Origin of the sequence: Arthrobacter sp. FW306-2-2C-D06B (assembly GCF_021789175.1) — a bacterium.
Lineage (GTDB): Bacteria > Actinomycetota > Actinomycetes > Actinomycetales > Micrococcaceae > Arthrobacter.
In genome coordinates, this window is record NZ_CP084560.1 from 2,304,094 (window position 1) to 2,320,678 (window position 16,585).

Annotated in this window: 18 protein-coding genes; 10 read left to right on the forward strand and 8 right to left on the reverse strand. The window is 64.7% G+C overall.

What is annotated here, in order from left to right; all coding sequences use genetic code 11:
- Positions 1-3: 3 nt before the first annotated feature.
- A complete protein-coding gene (locus LFT47_RS10760; RefSeq protein WP_236810595.1) occupies positions 4-639 on the forward strand; it encodes a TetR/AcrR family transcriptional regulator in 636 nt (211 codons plus the stop codon).
- Here the strand turns inward: LFT47_RS10760 and LFT47_RS10765 are convergent.
- Positions 636-1,652 (reverse strand): LacI family DNA-binding transcriptional regulator, encoded by a 1,017-nt coding sequence (locus LFT47_RS10765; RefSeq protein ID WP_336885410.1) that lies wholly within the window; start codon positions 1,650-1,652, stop codon positions 636-638. The genes LFT47_RS10760 and LFT47_RS10765 overlap by 4 nt on opposite strands.
- Before the next feature lie 205 nt (positions 1,653-1,857).
- Between LFT47_RS10765 and rhaI the strand changes: the two genes are divergently transcribed.
- Genes rhaI through LFT47_RS10780 form a run of 3 tightly spaced genes read left to right on the forward strand, consistent with a single transcriptional unit; the run spans position 1,858 to position 6,529 of the window.
- Entirely contained in the window at positions 1,858-3,024 is a 1,167-nt protein-coding gene (gene rhaI, locus LFT47_RS10770; protein ID WP_236810596.1) for an L-rhamnose isomerase, read from the forward strand.
- A gap of 2 nt (positions 3,025-3,026) precedes the next feature.
- Complete coding sequence (locus tag LFT47_RS10775) at positions 3,027-5,078, forward strand: bifunctional aldolase/short-chain dehydrogenase (RefSeq protein ID WP_442863385.1); 2,052 nt, start codon at positions 3,027-3,029, stop codon at positions 5,076-5,078.
- On the forward strand, positions 5,075-6,529 hold the full coding sequence (locus tag LFT47_RS10780) for a rhamnulokinase (RefSeq protein ID WP_236810598.1): 1,455 nt from the start codon (positions 5,075-5,077) through the stop codon (positions 6,527-6,529). The genes LFT47_RS10775 and LFT47_RS10780 overlap by 4 nt, the downstream gene beginning before the upstream one ends.
- 127 nt (positions 6,530-6,656) lie before the next feature.
- Here the strand turns inward: LFT47_RS10780 and LFT47_RS10785 are convergent, their stop codons facing one another.
- Positions 6,657-6,884 carry a hypothetical protein gene (locus tag LFT47_RS10785; RefSeq protein ID WP_236810601.1) on the reverse strand — a complete coding sequence of 76 codons (228 nt, stop codon included), beginning with the start codon at positions 6,882-6,884 and terminating at the stop codon, positions 6,657-6,659.
- 122 nt (positions 6,885-7,006) lie between these two features.
- Here LFT47_RS10785 and LFT47_RS10790 point away from each other — a divergent pair, with 122 nt between their 5' ends.
- Positions 7,007-8,491, forward strand: coding sequence for an MFS transporter (locus tag LFT47_RS10790; protein WP_236810603.1), 1,485 nt, complete (start codon positions 7,007-7,009; stop codon positions 8,489-8,491).
- A gap of 19 nt (positions 8,492-8,510) precedes the next feature.
- Here the strand turns inward: LFT47_RS10790 and LFT47_RS10795 are convergent, their stop codons facing one another.
- Together LFT47_RS10795 and LFT47_RS10800 are read right to left on the reverse strand one after the other, a co-directional pair.
- The gene (locus LFT47_RS10795; RefSeq protein WP_236810605.1) at positions 8,511-8,963 is read right to left on the reverse strand and encodes an Hsp20/alpha crystallin family protein; all 453 of its coding nucleotides are present in this window, start codon (positions 8,961-8,963) and stop codon (positions 8,511-8,513) included.
- 388 nt (positions 8,964-9,351) lie between these two features.
- Complete coding sequence (locus LFT47_RS10800) at positions 9,352-10,035, reverse strand: hypothetical protein (protein ID WP_236810608.1); 684 nt, start codon at positions 10,033-10,035, stop codon at positions 9,352-9,354.
- Between the two features lie 338 nt (positions 10,036-10,373).
- Here LFT47_RS10800 and LFT47_RS10805 point away from each other — a divergent pair, with 338 nt between their 5' ends.
- From LFT47_RS10805 to LFT47_RS10825, 5 genes are all read left to right on the forward strand, one after another.
- Positions 10,374-10,766 (forward strand): nuclear transport factor 2 family protein, encoded by a 393-nt coding sequence (locus tag LFT47_RS10805; RefSeq protein WP_236810609.1) that lies wholly within the window; start codon positions 10,374-10,376, stop codon positions 10,764-10,766.
- 102 nt (positions 10,767-10,868) lie between these two features.
- Positions 10,869-11,159: a hypothetical protein gene (locus LFT47_RS10810; RefSeq protein ID WP_236810610.1), complete on the forward strand. Its 291-nt coding sequence runs from the start codon at positions 10,869-10,871 to the stop codon at positions 11,157-11,159.
- Positions 11,160-11,233: 74 nt separating this feature from the next.
- Complete coding sequence (locus tag LFT47_RS10815) at positions 11,234-11,581, forward strand: VOC family protein (protein ID WP_236810611.1); 348 nt, start codon at positions 11,234-11,236, stop codon at positions 11,579-11,581.
- 53 nt (positions 11,582-11,634) lie between these two features.
- Positions 11,635-12,642 (forward strand): isopenicillin N synthase family dioxygenase, encoded by a 1,008-nt coding sequence (locus LFT47_RS10820; protein WP_236810612.1) that lies wholly within the window; start codon positions 11,635-11,637, stop codon positions 12,640-12,642.
- 31 nt (positions 12,643-12,673) lie between these two features.
- On the forward strand, positions 12,674-12,985 hold the full coding sequence (locus LFT47_RS10825; protein WP_236810614.1) for a hypothetical protein: 312 nt from the start codon (positions 12,674-12,676) through the stop codon (positions 12,983-12,985).
- 2 nt (positions 12,986-12,987) lie between these two features.
- On the opposite strand, the gene fdxA is transcribed toward LFT47_RS10825, so the two are convergent.
- From fdxA to LFT47_RS10845, 4 genes are all read right to left on the reverse strand, one after another.
- Positions 12,988-13,305: a ferredoxin gene (gene fdxA, locus LFT47_RS10830; RefSeq protein WP_236810616.1), complete on the reverse strand. Its 318-nt coding sequence runs from the start codon at positions 13,303-13,305 to the stop codon at positions 12,988-12,990.
- 6 nt (positions 13,306-13,311) lie between these two features.
- Entirely contained in the window at positions 13,312-14,787 is a 1,476-nt protein-coding gene (locus LFT47_RS10835; RefSeq protein ID WP_236810618.1) for an aldehyde dehydrogenase family protein, read from the reverse strand.
- A 62-nt stretch (positions 14,788-14,849) separates the two neighbouring features.
- Positions 14,850-15,635 (reverse strand): SDR family oxidoreductase, encoded by a 786-nt coding sequence (locus LFT47_RS10840; RefSeq protein WP_236810620.1) that lies wholly within the window; start codon positions 15,633-15,635, stop codon positions 14,850-14,852.
- On the reverse strand, positions 15,635-16,567 hold the full coding sequence (locus LFT47_RS10845; RefSeq protein WP_236810621.1) for a dihydrodipicolinate synthase family protein: 933 nt from the start codon (positions 16,565-16,567) through the stop codon (positions 15,635-15,637). Before LFT47_RS10845 ends, LFT47_RS10840 begins: the two co-directional genes overlap by 1 nt.
- Between the last annotated feature and the right edge of the window lie 18 nt (positions 16,568-16,585).

Below are 16,585 nucleotides of genomic sequence, written 5' to 3' on the forward strand. Positions count from 1 at the left end.
CGCGTGCCGAAGATCGTAGACCACGAAAAACGCCGGCTGGAGCTTGTCGAAGCGACGTGGCGGATCATCGCCAGCAGGGGGATCGAGGGTGCCACGATGCGGGAAATTGCCACGGAGGCAGGGTTTGCCAACGGGGCGCTCAAGCCGTACTTCCCCACGAAGGATGACCTGCTGACGTTTGCCTTCTCGCACATTTTCAACCAGACGAACACTCGTATGGGCAGCTCCACTGCAGGCCTTCGGGGCCTGCCTGCATTGCGCAGCTATTGCCATGAAATATTGCCGCTCGACGCCGAGAGGCTCAACGAGGCGCGAATCGCGATCGCCTTCTGGCAACGCGCCCTCACGGACCCGGCGAAGGCCGCCTTGCACGATTCCTCAATGGAGCAATGGCGTGAAGCCCTGTTCGACAAGCTCCGTGAAGCCAGGGAACTCGGCGAACTGAAGGAGGGGCTGAACGACGACGACATCGTCGGCGGGATCATGACGTTCGCGCTCGGTGCCCAGATCACGGCCACGCTGACGCCGGAACACCACTCGGCGGATCAGCTACGGTCCCAACTGGAGACCTATATATCCCTCATTTCATCCGAAAAGGGCGATCTCGTGGCAACGGCGGGCCCGAAAGGTTCCGCTTAGCGGCGAAGTGTGCTCTGCCTCGCCACGAGTTCCGGCGTGAACACCACTTGGCTGTGTACGTGGCCGGGTTCGTCGTCGATTTCGTCGAAAAGCAGCTGGGCGGCACGCACGCCGATCAGCTGCCTCGGTTGACTGATGGAGCTGAGCGGGATGCTCGATTGGGAGGCGAAATCGATGTCGTCGAACCCGACGATGGCGATGTCCTCTGGCACGCGGAGCCCGTTGGCCGCGAAGGACTGCAAGAGCCCGAGCGCCAGTTGGTCGTTCGCCGCAAACACGGCGTCCGGCCGCTTGGGCGGCTGGAGATTCCAGATGAGATCGCCAATTTGGCGCCCGCGCTCAAATTTCAGATCGGGCGTTTCGAATAATTGAAGGGGGACGCCCGCCCGTTGCGCCGCGTCGGCTGCACCCCGGTAGCGGTCCTCGACCTGCTGCAGCGTGAAGGGGCCGCCGACGAATGCCGGACGTACCGAACCAACGCTGACGAGATGGTCCAGGGCGGTCGCCCCGCCGGCGACGTCGTCCACCGAAACCGAGCAGAACTGATCCGCGTTTGCGAGCCTGTCCACGAGCACGGAGGGGATGCCCCGGGTGCGCATCTTCTCCAGGCGTTCAAGGACGTTCCCAAACGGAGTGATCAAAACGCCTTGGACGCGTTGTTGCTCGAACAGGTCCAGATATGCCTGCTCACGCCCGGCGTTTTCGGCGCTATTGGCCAGGATCAGGGAGTGCTTGTGTTCTTCGGCGACGTTTTCAGCCCCCAAAGCGACATCCGTGAAGAAGGGGTTGCGCACGTCCAAGACCAGCATCCCGAGGCTCCTCGTGGATCCGGACCGCAGCGAGCGGGCTGATTCGTTGCGGACGAATCCCAGCTCCTCGATGGCGGCAAGAACGCGGGTCCGTTTGTCGAACGACACTTGCTCGGGCCGGTTGAGGACGTTCGACACTGTGCCGACCGAAACCCGCGCAAGGGCAGCGACATCTGTCAGCTTTGCTCCCGGGCCGATTGGCACCCTGAACCTCCCGATTGATGAATCGAATCAAACCGTTTCAACAAGATTACGTGGTTCGACTGGCGATCTCCGGGTTTGCCTGTTGACACGCCACGGAAGCAGGCCCTACCGTTTGAGTAGGTTCTTGAATGAATCGATTCAAGACTTGATCCAAGACGAATTGGCACTGCTGTTCGACGACGCACAGGCAACAGAAGGAACAATCATGAACACCACGGAAACGGCCCTGGGCCGCCTCGGGGAACTGGCCATCGAGGTTCCCTCGTGGGCCTATGGCAACTCGGGCACGCGATTCAAGGTGTTCGGTACACCCGGCACCCCGCGGACCATCCAGGAGAAGCTGGCCGACGCCGGGAAAGTCCACGAACTGACGGGCCTTGCCCCGACAGTGGCATTGCACATCCCCTGGGACAAGGTGGATGACTACTCCGCCCTGCGCGCGTACGCAGAGAGCCTTGGCGTCGGACTGGGAACGATCAACTCGAACACGTTCCAGGACGATGAGTACAAGTACGGCTCCCTGACGTCCTCGGACGCGGCTGTGCGCCGCCGGGCGATCGACCACCACCTGGAGTGCATCGACATCATGCATGCCACCGGCTCCCGGGACCTGAAGGTCTGGCTGGCCGACGGCACCAACTATCCCGGCCAGGACGATATGCGTGGCCGCCAGGACCGCTTGGCTGAATCCCTGCAGGAGATTTACGCGGGCCTCGGAGAAACCCAGCGCCTGGTCCTGGAGTACAAGTTCTTCGAGCCGGCTTTCTACCACACCGACGTTCCGGACTGGGGTACCTCTTACGCCCAGACCCTCGCACTGGGGGAGAAGGCCTTCGTCTGCCTGGACACCGGCCACCATGCCCCGGGCACCAATATCGAGTTCATCGTCATGCAGCTCTTGCGGCTCGGCAAGCTCGGGTCCTTCGACTTCAATTCGCGCTTCTACGCCGACGACGACCTGATCGTCGGTGCAGCGGATCCCTTCCAGCTGTTCCGCATCATGCACGAGGTCATCCGCGGCGGCGGCTTCGGTAAAGAGTCGGGTGTTGCCCTGATGCTGGACCAGTGCCACAACCTGGAGGAGAAGATCCCCGGCCAGATCCGCTCCGTGCTCAACGTCCAGGAAATGACGGCACGCGCACTGCTCATCGACACCGATGCACTGGCCGAGGCGCAGCGCGAGGGGGATGTCCTGGCCGCGAACGGCATTTTCAACGATGCCTTCTACACCGACGTCCGGCCGATGCTGGCGCAATGGCGTGAATCGCGGGGCCTGCCCGCGGACCCGATGACGGCGTTCAAGGCCAGTGGCTACCAGAAGAAGATCAACGAGGACCGCGTGGGCGGCCAGCAAGCCGGATGGGGCGCATAAGCATGAACATGCAGAACACAACTAACGAGACTGTTGAAGATCTGATCACCCGTTCCAACCGCTTGGGCGCGGATAAGCGGAACACGAACTTCGCTGGCGGGAACACCTCCGCGAAAGGCACCGGGACGGACCCGGTGACGGGCGAGGATGTGGAGTTATTGTGGGTGAAAGGTTCCGGCGGCGATCTGGGAACCTTGAAGGCAGCCAACCTGGCGGTGCTGCGGCTGGACCGGCTGCAGGCACTCAAGGCGGTTTACCCCGGCGTCGTGCGCGAAGATGAAATGGTGGCCGCCTTCGATTTCTGCCTGCACGGCAAAGGGGGCGCCGCTCCGTCGATCGATACCGCGATGCACGGCCTGGTTGATGCCGCGCACGTGGACCACCTGCATCCGGACTCGGGCATCGCGATCGCGACGGCGGTGGACGGCGAAGCGCTGACGTCCAAGATCTTCGGTAACAAGGTCGTGTGGGTTCCCTGGCGCCGGCCCGGGTTCCAGCTGGGACTGGACATCGCGGCGATCAAGGAAGCCAACCCGCAGGCCATCGGCACGATCTTGGGCGGACACGGCATCACCGCGTGGGGCGAATCGAGTGAGGAAGCGGAGGCGAACTCGCTCTGGATCATCGAGCAGGCCGAGAAGTTCATCGCCGAGAACGGCAAGGCCGCGCCTTTCGGGGCGAAACTCCCGGGCTACGCCGCGCTCCCTGAAGCCGAGCGTCGCGCGAAAGCGGCCGCGTTGGCCCCCGCCATCCGCGGCCTCGCTTCGGCCGACATGCCGCAGGTGGGCCACTTCAGCGACGACGCCCGCGTCCTGGAGTTCCTCGAAGGCGCCGAGCATCCCCGCCTGGGTGCGCTGGGCACCTCCTGCCCGGACCACTTCCTGCGCACCAAGGTCAAGCCCCTCGTCCTGGACCTGCCCGCCGACGCCGGCATCGAGGAGTCCGTGGCCCGCCTCAAGGAACTGCATGCCGCGTACCGCGAGGACTACCAGGCCTACTACGACCGCCACGCGGACGCGGATTCCCCGGCCCTGCGCGGCGCGGACCCGGCCATCGTCCTGGTCCCCGGCGTCGGGATGTTCTCCTACGGCAAGGACAAACAGACCGCCCGCGTCGCCGGGGAGTTCTACCTGAACGCGATCAACGTGATGCGCGGCGCCGAGGCCATCTCCTCCTACGCCCCGATCGAGGAATCCGAGAAGTTCCGGATCGAATACTGGGCCCTCGAGGAAGCCAAGCTCGCGCGGATGCCCAAGCCCAAGTCGCACGCCACGCGCATCGCGCTGGTGACCGGCGCGGCGTCGGGCATCGGCAAGGCGATCGCCACCCGCCTCGCCGCGGAAGGCGCCTGCGTGGTCATCGCCGACCTCAACCTGGACAACGCCCGCGCCGTCGCCACCGAACTCGGCGGCGCGGACGTCGCCATCGGCGTGCAGGCGGACGTCACCGACGAAGCCCAGGTCGCCGCCGCCATCCAGGAAGCCGTCCTGGCTTTCGGCGGACTGGACCTGGCGGTGAACAACGCCGGCCTGTCGATCTCCAAGCCCCTGCTGGAAACCACGGAGAAGGACTGGGACCTGCAGCACAACGTCATGGCCAAGGGCTCCTTCCTGGTCTCCAAGGCCGCCGCGAAGGTCATGATCGATCAGGGCATGGGCGGGGACATCGTCTACATTTCCTCCAAGAACTCGGTCTTCGCCGGCCCGAACAACATCGCCTACTCGGCCACCAAGGCAGACCAGGCCCACCAGGTCCGCCTGCTGGCCGCCGAGCTGGGCGAGCACGGCATCCGCGTCAACGGCATCAACCCCGACGGCGTGGTCCGCGGCTCCGGGATCTTCGCCGGCGGCTGGGGCGCCAAGCGCGCCGCCGTCTACGGCGTCAACGAGCAGGAACTGGGCAAGTACTACGCCCAGCGCACCCTGCTCAAACGCGAAGTCCTCCCCGAGCACGTGGCCAACGCGGCCGCCGTCCTCACCAGCAACGAACTCTCGCACACCACGGGCCTGCACATCCCGGTGGACGCCGGCGTCGCCGCGGCCTTCCTCCGATGAGCGGACAGGCCAATGCGGGCGGCGTTTTCGCCGCGGTCGATATCGGAGCGTCCTCGGGCCGGGTCATGCTCGGCCGGGTCACCGGCGGACGGGCCGGACTCGAACAGGCGGTCTCGCTCGAAACTGTGCACCGTTTCCCCAACGGCGTCGTAGAGCTCGACGGCGGACTCCACTGGGACTTCGACGCCCTGTTCGAGGAGGTGCTCACGGGACTTGCGGCGGCCGCGGAAACGGCCGCCGCAAGCGGGGAGCGGATCGCCAGTATCGGCATCGATACGTGGGCCGTTGACTACGGACTCGTGGATGCCTCCGGGAGCCTGCGGACCCAGCCGCTCAGCTACCGCGACGAGCGCGGCCGCACCGCCGTCGCGGACGTCCACAAGGTAGTGGACCAGGCGCGGCTTTATGCCACCAGCGGACTGCAGTTCCTGCAGTTCAATACGCTCTATCAGCTCGCCACCGAACGTGAGCTGCACGGCGTCCAGGCGCTGCTCATCCCGGACTTGATCGCGTTCAAGCTCAGCGGACAACGCCGTACCGAGGCCACGAATGCTTCCACCACCGGGCTTTTTGACGCCGTCGCGGGGGAGTGGGCCATAGAATTCTTCAAGGCACTCGGCTTGCCCAAGAACCTGTTCCCTGCCATCATCCAGCCAGGCGAGACCGTAGGCACGCTGCTACCGGAGGTGGCAGCCCGGACGGGCCTCACAGCAGAGACGGCCGTGGTTGCCGTGGGATCGCATGACACCGCCTCTGCCGTGGCAGCCGTTCCGGCCGCGCAGGAAGACTTCGCCTACATTTCCTCCGGGACCTGGTCCCTCGTGGGTGTGGAATTGGACAGCCCGGTCCTCGATGAAGCAAGCCGCTTGGCCAACTTCACCAACGAGCGCGGCGTCGACGGCACCATCAGGTACCTGCGCAACGTCGGCGGCCTGTGGTTGCTCAGCGAATGCCAACGCACCTGGGCCGCCGAAGGGCATCGACGGGAACTAGCCGCGCTCCTGGAGTCCGCGGCGGCACTTCCTGCCGGAAGCCCCCAGATCAACGCCGACGATCCTGCGTTCATCGCGCCGGACAACATGCCGGACCGTATTCGCTCTGCGGTTCGAGCCGGCGGTGCCGTCCTGCCGGACCGGCCGGCCGCCGTCGTGCGCTGCATCCTGGACAGCCTCGCAGCCGGCTACGCCAGGACCCTGGCACGCGCCGAGGAACTGTCCGGCAAGCGGACGTCGGTGGTCCACATCGTGGGCGGCGGATCCCAGAACAGGCTCCTGTGCCAACTCACCGCTGATGCCACCGGCAAGACGATTGTGGCCGGTCCCGTGGAAGCCACGGCTCTCGGAAACGTACTGGTCCAGGCCCGGGCGGCCGGAGTGGTTACGGGAGGCCTGTCTGAACTTCGGGCACTGGTGAGGGCCAGTGTCGGCCTTGAAAGCTACGAGCCGAAATAACCTCCGGAGGCTAACAACGCCTGTTGCCCCGCAAAGCCCGTCGATAAACTTAAGGGGCGCCGAAGAGACGCAAGGTTGGTTGCGGGAGGCGCCAGCGGATGACGACAGCCACGAATGACCGGGTCGATCACTTCGGCCGGACCGGGCCCCCTTCGGCCTTGGCGAGGATGAAGCTCAGATCCTCGGGAGAGAGGCTGACTTGGCTGTGCCGGTCGGCATCCGGAGTGATGCCGGTTTCCTTGTGGATTATTTCCGTGATAGTTCGCGGCAAGACCACGCATCCGGGGTTGTCGGTTAGCCAATGCTGCGTTTCGGGGCTGAGCATGTCCCAGTGGTCCCTGATGTTCATCTCCATGGATGGCGCCTAACTGAGTGGGTGCAGGGATAAATGGTGAGTGCAGAGAAGAATGCCGGCCGAGGCCGGTGCCGGAACGTAATTAGGATACGCCGCGGAATAGGGGAAAGACAGGCCCGGACATGGCAACTCTAAGCGACGGCGTAGGCTTCCGTTCCAAACGCGGCCCCATACTCATAGCCCTGATGCTCTCGAGCGGTCTTGTCGCGATCGATGCAACTATCGTGGCGACCGCCGTGCCTTCGATCGTTCATGAAATCGGCGGGTTCGCCTCGTTCCCGTGGCTCTTCTCCGCCTACCTGCTCGCACAGGCCGTCTCGGTCCCGGTCTACGCGAAACTCTCCGACATGGCTGGCCGGAAGCCAATCATTCTCACTGGCATCGGACTGTTCCTGCTCGGATCCATCCTTTGCGGGCTTGCGTGGAGCATGCCCGCGCTCATCGCGTTCCGCGTGGTGCAGGGCCTCGGTGCCGGCGCCGTACTGCCTGTGGCCATTACCATCGCCGGCGATATCTACACCCTCGCCGAGCGCGCGAAGGTGCAAGGCTACCTTGCCAGTGTGTGGGCCACGTCGTCTGTTGTGGGTCCAACTCTGGGTGGGGTCTTCTCTTCGCTGGGAGTCTGGCGCGGAATCTTCCTCGTCAACGTTCCGCTGTGCGTCGTGGCGGCGTGGATGCTGGTTCAAAGGTTCCAGGAGAACATCGAACGGGTAAAGCACCGCGTCGATTATCTTGGAGCCGCCCTTCTCACGTTCACGTTGACCTTGAGCATCCTCGGTGCCTTGGAAGGCGGCCAGGCCTGGGCCTGGGACTCTCCGATCAGCATCGCAGTATTCGCCATTGGCGCAGTTTTGCTTGTTGCCTTCGTCCTGGTTGAGCGACGGGCAGCTGAACCTGTCCTTCCGCCGTGGGTCGTTTCGAGGCGTCTTCTCGCCACGACCGCACTGATCTCCTTTGGAGCCGGAGCAGTCGTACTAGGCCTCACCTCGTACGTTCCGACCTTCCTTCAAGGGGCGCTTTCGGTGTCGCCATTGGATGCGGGCCTGTCCCTGGCGGCCCTGACGATCGGCTGGCCGATCAGCGCTTCGCAGTCGGGCCGTTTTTACCTTAGGATCGGCTTTCGGGCAACAGCCTTGATTGGAATCACCGTTACCCTTATCGGCTCGGCGGCCCTCGCCGTGACGGCCTACACGCCGAATATCGTGCTCGTCGCAGGCAGTTGCTTCGTTGCCGGGCTAGGACTTGGGCTTCTGGCAACCCCGAGCCTGATCGCGGCCCAGTCCAGTGTCGAATGGCACGAACGGGGAGTGGTGACGGGCACCAACCTCTTCGCGCGATCCATTGGCAGCTCGCTTGGAGTAGCCGTTTTCGGTGCAGTGGCAAATGCGATCTACGGCGGCAGCCCCGGTGGCGCTAAGAATCCGCAATCGGTGGTATTCGCTTCTGCGGCGGTATTTCTCGCGGTGCTCGTGAGCGCCGCGCTCACCGTCGTCGCTGTCCTCGCGATGCCCGCAACACCTCTGGAGACTACGGCTGCCCAGGGCGAACGGCCAGCCCCGCGGCTCCAAAAAGTGCGGCGACCAAACGGACGGGACGGAGGCCCTTAGGCTCGCGTCCTCGGTCGGGCTAGTTGCCCGGGTCCTCCGGAGACTGGTTGGCTTCGCGGCCACCCGTTCGGACCACTCGGATTTTCGCGGTCTGCGGCTCTGACTGTTCGGGGAGCTGGATACGGATTTCGAGGATGCCGTCCTCGTACGTCGCGACAATGCCGTCCTGGCTCACTCCGCGGGGCAGCGGAATGCTGCGGGACCGTTCGCCGTAGCGGAGTTCCGTACGGTAGCCCTTCTTGTCTACGCGTTCGGCATCCTCTTCGCGCCGCGCCTCGATATGCAGGTTGTCGTCGGCAATGCTGATGTCGACGTCGCTCTCGGGATCGATTCCCGGCAGATCCACTCTGACGACGAGCGTGTCCCCCTCTTGGTATTGCTCGATGCGGAGCGAAGGGTCGGATTCGCCTTGAAGGAAGCGTCGGAGCGGCTCCGGTACTCCGAGTCCGCCGCGTCCGAATAGGTTGTCCATGATGACCTCCTGGTAGGTGCCGGCTGAGGGTCAAGACTTGCCGGGATGAGAAGAAAGCTACGCCTAGCGTGGTCCCGTGGATAGCCCCTCGGTCTCTGCTGAGGTGGTGTACCCCACCGAATAGTGCCATCTTGACGTCAGCTATGCCCGGTCGGAAACTGGGCATAGGAGGCGCGCCGTGGGCAATTTGGCTTGGATTCTCGTGCTGCTCATCCCACCCTTGGGCTTCTTTGTTTTCCTGGTTTACGCAAACATTCGATTGTCGGCCAGGCGGAAAGCTCTTGGGCTACCCCCTCTAGGACTGACTCCACGTCGTTCCAAGACTCGCCACAGGAAGCATCACAAATACGTGATCATTCATCGCTTCAAACACTGAGAAGTGCGCTTCTCAGCTTTGATGGAAGTCCGGAGCCTTTGGTGCGTCGAGCATTCCCGCGATCTTCTCTTCCAAGGCCGCTATGGTCGCTTCGGGCAGGACAATCAGCCCATCCAATTCGCGCCGGGCACGCTTGTACGCCGTCTGCCGCTCTGCCGGCGTCGCTGCAGTGTCAGAAGCGATCCTGAGCAGCTTCCTGGCGGTCGCCAGCCGCTGGCGTTCGGGCTCAGTGAAGTTGCCGTCCTTGATGCGTTTGGCTTCCCGCTCGGCCACGTCGAACGCCAGTTCGAAGCTGCGGACGGCCGTGCGATACTCGGCCAGCCGGGCCGCCGTCGTGATTTCTCCCGGAGTTGCCGGGCGCAAGCCGTCAGCTTCCCGCTTGGCCCGAAGAAACGCCACGGTCAGCGGCTCGCGGACATCCGACATGACCGGAAAATCGATGAGTTTTCCGACGTCGAGTTCGTATTCGAGCCATCTCCGGTTCACAGCGTCATGCGCCTCTTGCAGCCGCAGGACCTCGGCCTGGCTGGCTTGCTCCGCTTCCGCCGCGCGGTTCTTGAGCTGATAGAGCTCCACCCGACGGCGGTGCCGCCGTTCGCTGGCCCTGGACCAGGACCGCGCCCAACCGCCGGCCAATCCGCTGAGGGGAAAGACCAGCCACCAGTAGTGGCCGACAAATTCGAGGAAGGGATTCACCGCTTCATCGTCCCACCGGCCCGGACGTGTCTCAAGAGGCCCGTGAATGGGCAGCAGGCCTAGCCGACCTTCCGGAGCCAGTCCGTCAGGAGTGGCAAGACGACGGAGCTATGCATCGCTCCGATGTGGTCGAGGCCAGGAAGCACTTGGACATCCCACCCGGCTTCAATGAGGGCTTGCTTATGTGCCGTCAGGGGCTCGCCGATCTTTACCTGGACGTTCAGCGACCCTTGGAGTGGTCCCCGATCTCAGGGCTTTCCCCATCGACAGGCACCCTGCCCAGGAATAGCCTTAAGCCGTCCCATTGACCGACAAGGATGACGGAGAGGTATCCGAACATGGGAGCTACAGAAAACGCTGAATTGGTCCGGCGGGGATACGAGGCCTTTAATGCAGGTGATCTGGCGACACTCAGCGAGTTGTTCGCGGAAGACGCAGTCTGGCACGTAGCAGGAAGCGGCGTGCTGTCCGGGACGAAGCAAGGACGCGACGCGATCCTGGCGTATTTCGGCGAGTTGGGAGCGCGTTCCCAAGGTACGTTCCAAGCGACGGTCCAGGACATCGTCGGCGGAGAAAACCACACCATCGGGCTCCAGCAAAGCCACGCCGAAAGCGACGGAAAGACCCTGGACATTGCAACCGCCATCTCCTTCGTTCTCCGCGACGGAAAGGTAGTAGAGGGCCGGGAGTTCTTCGAGGACACAGCCAAGGCGGACGAATTCTGGACCTGAATCCCGGAGGCGGATCCCGCACCTGAAAACTCATTGACATCCCGGGTAGCGGGGTCTATTGCTTGGCATGTCCACACCCGTCAACACCAGCAGGGAGCAGATATGGAGCTGTATGGAGTCGTGCACTTCTTCCCAGGAGGAACGAAGGACCAATACGAGGCGTCAATAGCCGCCGTTCACCCAGGAGAAGGGCTCTTGCCCGAGGGCCAGACCTTCCACGCCGCAGGCCCGTCGGCCGGCGGATGGACGATCATGGCCGTCCACGAGTCGAAAGAAAGTTGGGAGAAGTTCCGCGACGGCATTCTCATGCCCCGCATGCAGGCAGGCATCGAGGGCGGATTCGAATCACCCCCGGAAGAGACCGTCGTCGATCTCTACAAGGTGATGCCCTAACTATTCGAAAAGGCCGCCCCCAGGTCTCGCGGGCGGCCTTCGACTTTCAGCGGCGGACATGGAAAGGAACAGTCATGGCCTCGATAGTGAACTACTTCGAAGTAGGTTCGCCCGATCCCGAGAGCGCGCGGGCTTTCTACGGCTCGCTCTTCGACTGGACTTTCGGTGAGTCCTCGCCTGCCAGCTACCAGATGGTGAATGGCGACAAGGGCGGGCTGTGGGACACCTCCTCGCTAGAGGGAACGTCGTGGGCGATCTTCTACGTCCAGGTCGACGACGTTAAAGCCGCGATCGCCAGGGCAGAGGCGCTCGGTGCGAGCGTCGCCATCCCGTTCGTCGACAACGGCGCCATCGAGTTCGCGCACCTCCTGGACCCGCACGGCAACCGTTTCGGTGTGTGGCGTCCGAAACAGGCGGGTTGAAGCGACGGGACAATGCGGATACTCGCGACGCTCAATGAAAAGGACGAAGTGCATTGACACTCGATACATTGCCCGTGATCGATTTCTCCCAACTGAATGCTGGCCCGGAAGAGGCCGCCCGATTCCGTGACGAACTGCGCGACGCCATGCATGAGGTTGGCTTTCTCTACTTGGCCGGCCACGGCATTCCGCAGGAGTTGACGGACGCCATTCTCGACGTGTCGCGCCGCTTTTTCGAGTTGCCGGAAGAAGAAAAACTTGCGATCGAGAACGTCCGCAGCCCCCAATTCCGCGGCTACACCCGCGTTGGCGGCGAGCTCACGGACGGCGGGATCGACTGGCGCGAGCAGATCGACATCGGCGTCGAACGTGACTCTGTTGAACCGGGCCCGGGCGTCGCGGAATATTGGCGCCTGGAGGGGCCCAACCTGTGGCCGGCCGCGCTGCCTGAAATGCGGGAAATCGTCTCGGAATGGACCGACCGGCTAAGCACCGTCTCGCTTACGTTGCTGCGGGCCTTGGCAGTTTCCCTCGGGGCGCCCGAGGACACCTTTGATGCGGCCTTCGCCGCCCGGGCTTTCCCTGTCCTCAAGATCGTGAGATATCCGGGGGAGTCGAACCCGGAACCCAAGCAGGGCGTGGGGTCCCACCGTGACGGAGGCGTGCTGACACTCCTCCTGGTTGAGCCAGGGAAGGGCGGTCTCCAGGTCGAGTACCAAGGGAAGTGGATCGACGCGCCACAAGTGCCGGGGACTTTCGTAGTCAATATCGGCGAAATGCTGGAACTGGCCACTAACGGCTACCTCAAGGCGACCCTGCACCGCGTGATCTCACCGCTCCGCGGCACGGACCGGATTTCCCTTCCCTTCTTCTACAATCCGGCACTTGACGCGACCATGCCGCAGCTTGCCGTGAGCCCGGAATTCCAGGCAAAAGCCCGTGGCTTGTCGGTTGACCCGACGAATAGTCCGATTCTGGAAACCTACGGTGACAACGCACTCCGGTACCGCCTTCGCGCCCACCCGAACGTCGTCGCGGAGCATCACGCCGACCTGCTGTGAGTCCGACACCGCGGTGCCGGATAATGGGGTCATGGATTTCGAATTGCTCACCATCCAGGACTGTCCGCACGGCACCGCAGCCAGGGAACTGTTCTCCCGGGCCGTGGAACTGGAAGGGGAGGCCCCTGCCTTGATTGCGGCCAGGGAGATCACCACCGACGACGAGGCCGAAGCGTCCGGATTCCACGGATCGCCGACGTTCATGGTGGACGGAATTGACCTGTTCCCCTCGACGGCGGATCCGGCCCTGACGTGTCGCGTCTACCCTACGGCTGGGGGCCTCTCCGGCCTGCCCAGCCTGGAGTCGCTTCGACGGGCGATCCAGGCCAGGCTCGCCGCTTAACATCAGCCCGGTATTGGCGCCGCTGCGACCACCGGGTGGTCCCGGCCGACGTTCCCCAGCACCGATGCTCCTTGTGGGGATCCGAGTTCCTCGAAGAACTCGACGTTGGCCCGGACATAATCTGCCCACTCATCCGGGACGTCGTCCGAGTAGTAGATCGCCTCGACCGGGCACACGGGATCGCAGGCGCCGCAGTCCACACATTCTGAGGGGTGGATGTAGAGCGAGCGTTCGCCCTCGTAGATGCAGTCCACCGGGCATTCGTCGATGCAGGCTTTGTCCTTGACGTCCACGCAGGGCTGCGCGATCACGTAAGTCATGACGCGCTACACACCGGTGTAAACGGTCTTGCCCCAGGTGAAGAAGTCCAGTGCGGACTTGCCCTGCTCGCGGAAGGTGTTCGTGGAGGAGTCCTTCACGCCACCGAACGGCACGTTCAAGTCCAGGCCAGCCGTGGGGCGGTTGACCTTGATCACGCCTGCCTGCGCCCGCGCGGCGAAGTCCGTGGCGAGGGCCAGGGAGTCGGTGCAGATGCCTGCGGTGAGGCCGTACCGGGAGTCGTTGATCGCGGCGAGTCCGGCCTCGTAATCGGGGACCTCCAGGACCGCGACCACCGGACCGAAGATTTCCTCCGTCACGGCAGCGTCGTCACGGGGAATGTCGGTGAGCACTGCGGCCGGGAAGAGCAGCGCGCCGGAGGGGTCGCCGTCGTACTCTCCGTGGAGGAGGGTCGCTCCGCGTTCGACGGCGGTGCGCACCGCGGCCTGGTCCTGTTCGAACTGCTGGCTGCTCACCACAGCGCCCATCTTGGCGCCGTCGAGCCCGTCACCGGCGGTGTAGCCCGCGGCCTCTACAACAAGGGCTTCGAGGAACGCGTCCCGGACGCCCGGCGTGACGTAGACGCGCGACGTTGCAGTGCACGCCTGGCCCGTGAGTCCGAACGCGCCGGCTGCGACTACCGCGGCGGCCTTCCGCGGATCGGCGTCGTCGAGCACCAGGACGCCGTTCTTGCCGCCCATTTCGAGCTGGACGCGGGCGCGGCGGGCATTCAGGATTTCCTGGAGTCCGAGCCCCACTTTGGTGGATCCGGTGAAGGACAGCCCTGCGATGCGGGGATCGCGTGCCAAAGCGTCTCCGACTACGCGGCCCTTGCCGTGGATGACGTTGAATACTCCGGCGGGCAGCCCGGCGTCCTGCAGGGCGCGGGCAAGGTGCGTCGCCGAGAGCGGGGTGAGTTCTGCAGGCTTGATGACCACGGCGTTGCCGCTAATGAGGGCGGGGGCGGCCTTCCATGCCGGGATCGCGATGGGGAAGTTCCAAGGGGTGATGAGCCCGACGACGCCGAGCGGCTCGCGCCGGGTGGTGATCGTGGTGTCCGGGAGGCCACTGGGAAGCACTTCGCCGGTGGCGGCCCAGCCGAGGGAGCCGAAGAAGCGCAGCACGTCCGAGGCGCGCTTGACCTCTCCCTTGGCTTCAGTGAGGGTTTTGCCTTCCTCGCGGACGAGGTCCTCGGCGATCGCGCTTTGGCGCTCAAGGAGCAGGTTGCCTGCGGCCATGAGGATGGCGCCGCGGGCGGGGGCGGGCAACGCTGCCCACGCCGGCTGGGCGGCGGCAGCGGCTGTGATGGCCGCGTCGACGTCGTCGGCGGTGCCTCGCGGGGAGAGGGCGGCGAGTTCGTCCGGGCGGGCCGGGTTGATTCGCTGGATTTCGGGCTCTCCGGTCCATTCGCCGTTGATCAGGTGCTGCGCTGCGGCAACCTCTTTGCGGGCGGACGTTGCGGATTCGGTGGCGGTGGAAGTCATGGTAATCCTTTGGCCTAGCGGTTGGGATGGGGCATGAGTGCTGTCCGGGAGGAGAGCGGGGCCTAGAGGCTCCGGATCAAGCCTCCGTCGCAGCGAAGCGCGACGCCGGTGATGTAGGATGCGGGGGCGCTGCAGAGGAACGCTCCGGCGGCGCCGAACTCCTGCGGTTCGCCGTAGCGTCGGGCAGGGATGGTCTTGCGCGATTCGAGTTGGATTTCCTCTGGGGTGGTGCCGCGGCGTTTGGCCGCCGCCCGGTCCAGTTCGGCAACGCGATCGGTGGCGATACGTCCGGGCAAGATCATGTTGACCGTGACGGCGTCGAGGGCCACTTCCGCGGCAAGGGTCTTGAGGTAACCGGCCAACGCTGCACGGCCCGTGTTGGAGACGGCAAGGTTGGGCAGGGGTGCCACGACGCCGCTGGATCCGATGGCCAGGATCCGTCCCCAGCGCCGCTCCCGCATCCCCGGAAGGATCTTCGAGACAAGGGCGTGGTGCGGCTTCACGAGCAACTCGAACGCAGCGGCGATGTCGTCGGCGCCAAGGCTCGCTGCCGCCCCGGGCTTGGGACCTGGGCCGTTGAGGACGAGGATGTCGATAGGGCCGAGCAGTTCCACGGCGCGTTCGACGGCGGCGGTCACTCCGTCCGGGGTGCTCAGGTCCGCTTCGACCGCCACGGCGCTGTGGCCGTCAGCCTGCAGTTCCGCCGCGATCTTCTCGGCCAGCTCGCCGCGGCGGCCGGTGATGGCAACACGGACGCCTTCGGCCGCGAGGCCGCGGGCGACGGCCAGTCCCAGCCCGCCTGTGGAGGCGGCGACGAAGGCGGTTTTTCCACTGATTCCGAAGTCCATCAGAGCCTTCCTGCTGTGTGGGCGGTGAGGGTAAGTGAAAGATCCAAAGCGCGGGCTGCTTCAGCCAGATGCGTCAGCATTCCGTTCCGGAGGACCTCCGGGAAGGGAGCCGCGGGCGGGCGGACACCGGAATCCTTGATGAGGCCCCGCTCACGGAAACACTCTTTCCGGACCGCCAGGGCGATCCGTGCCTGCTGCTCGAAGTTGATGAGCGGCAGGTAGGGGAGCAGCGCGTCCCGGGCGGCGTCGTAGCCGCCCGATTGCCAGGCGCGGACGCAGGCCACGAGGGCTTCCGGGTAGGAGAACCCCGTCATGGCGCCGGCTGCGCCGGCCACCAGTTCATCCAGCAGCCCCTGGCCGCCCAGCCCGCCGAACACGGAGACCTCGACGGCGGCCGCCAGTTGGGCGATGGCCACACTGGTGGGCGGGGCCTCGGCCTTGACTGCGATAACGAACTTGCACGCCTGGACCACGTAAATGAGCGCTTCCGTGCTGATGCTGACACCGCTGGCGACCGGGTAGTCCTGCAGAACGACCTTGGCCCCGGTGGACTGATGGATGGCGTTCAGGTGCGCGATGACCACCTCGGGACGGGCCGAATTGGCCTGCACCATAACGGCGGCGAGCCGGTCTCCGGCCACGGCCTGGGCAGCCCGGACTTCTTCGACGGCCGTGCCCGTGAAGAGCGAGGTCACCCCCACAACAAGGGGCAACCGGGTCTCTTCGACCACCACCTCCAGCGCCAGGCTGCGCTCCGCCGCGGTCAGGGCGGCGGCCTCGCCGAAGACACCCAGGACAGTCAGGCCCGTGGCGCCGATGGATTCATAGTGCTCTACCAACCGGGCCAGGCTGTCGGTGTCCAGATCGAGGGTGCTGCCCTGGAATGGCGTGGCGACGACGCCCCACACTCCGGGTGCTAGTGCTTCCCGCATTGGATTGTCCTTCCGTTC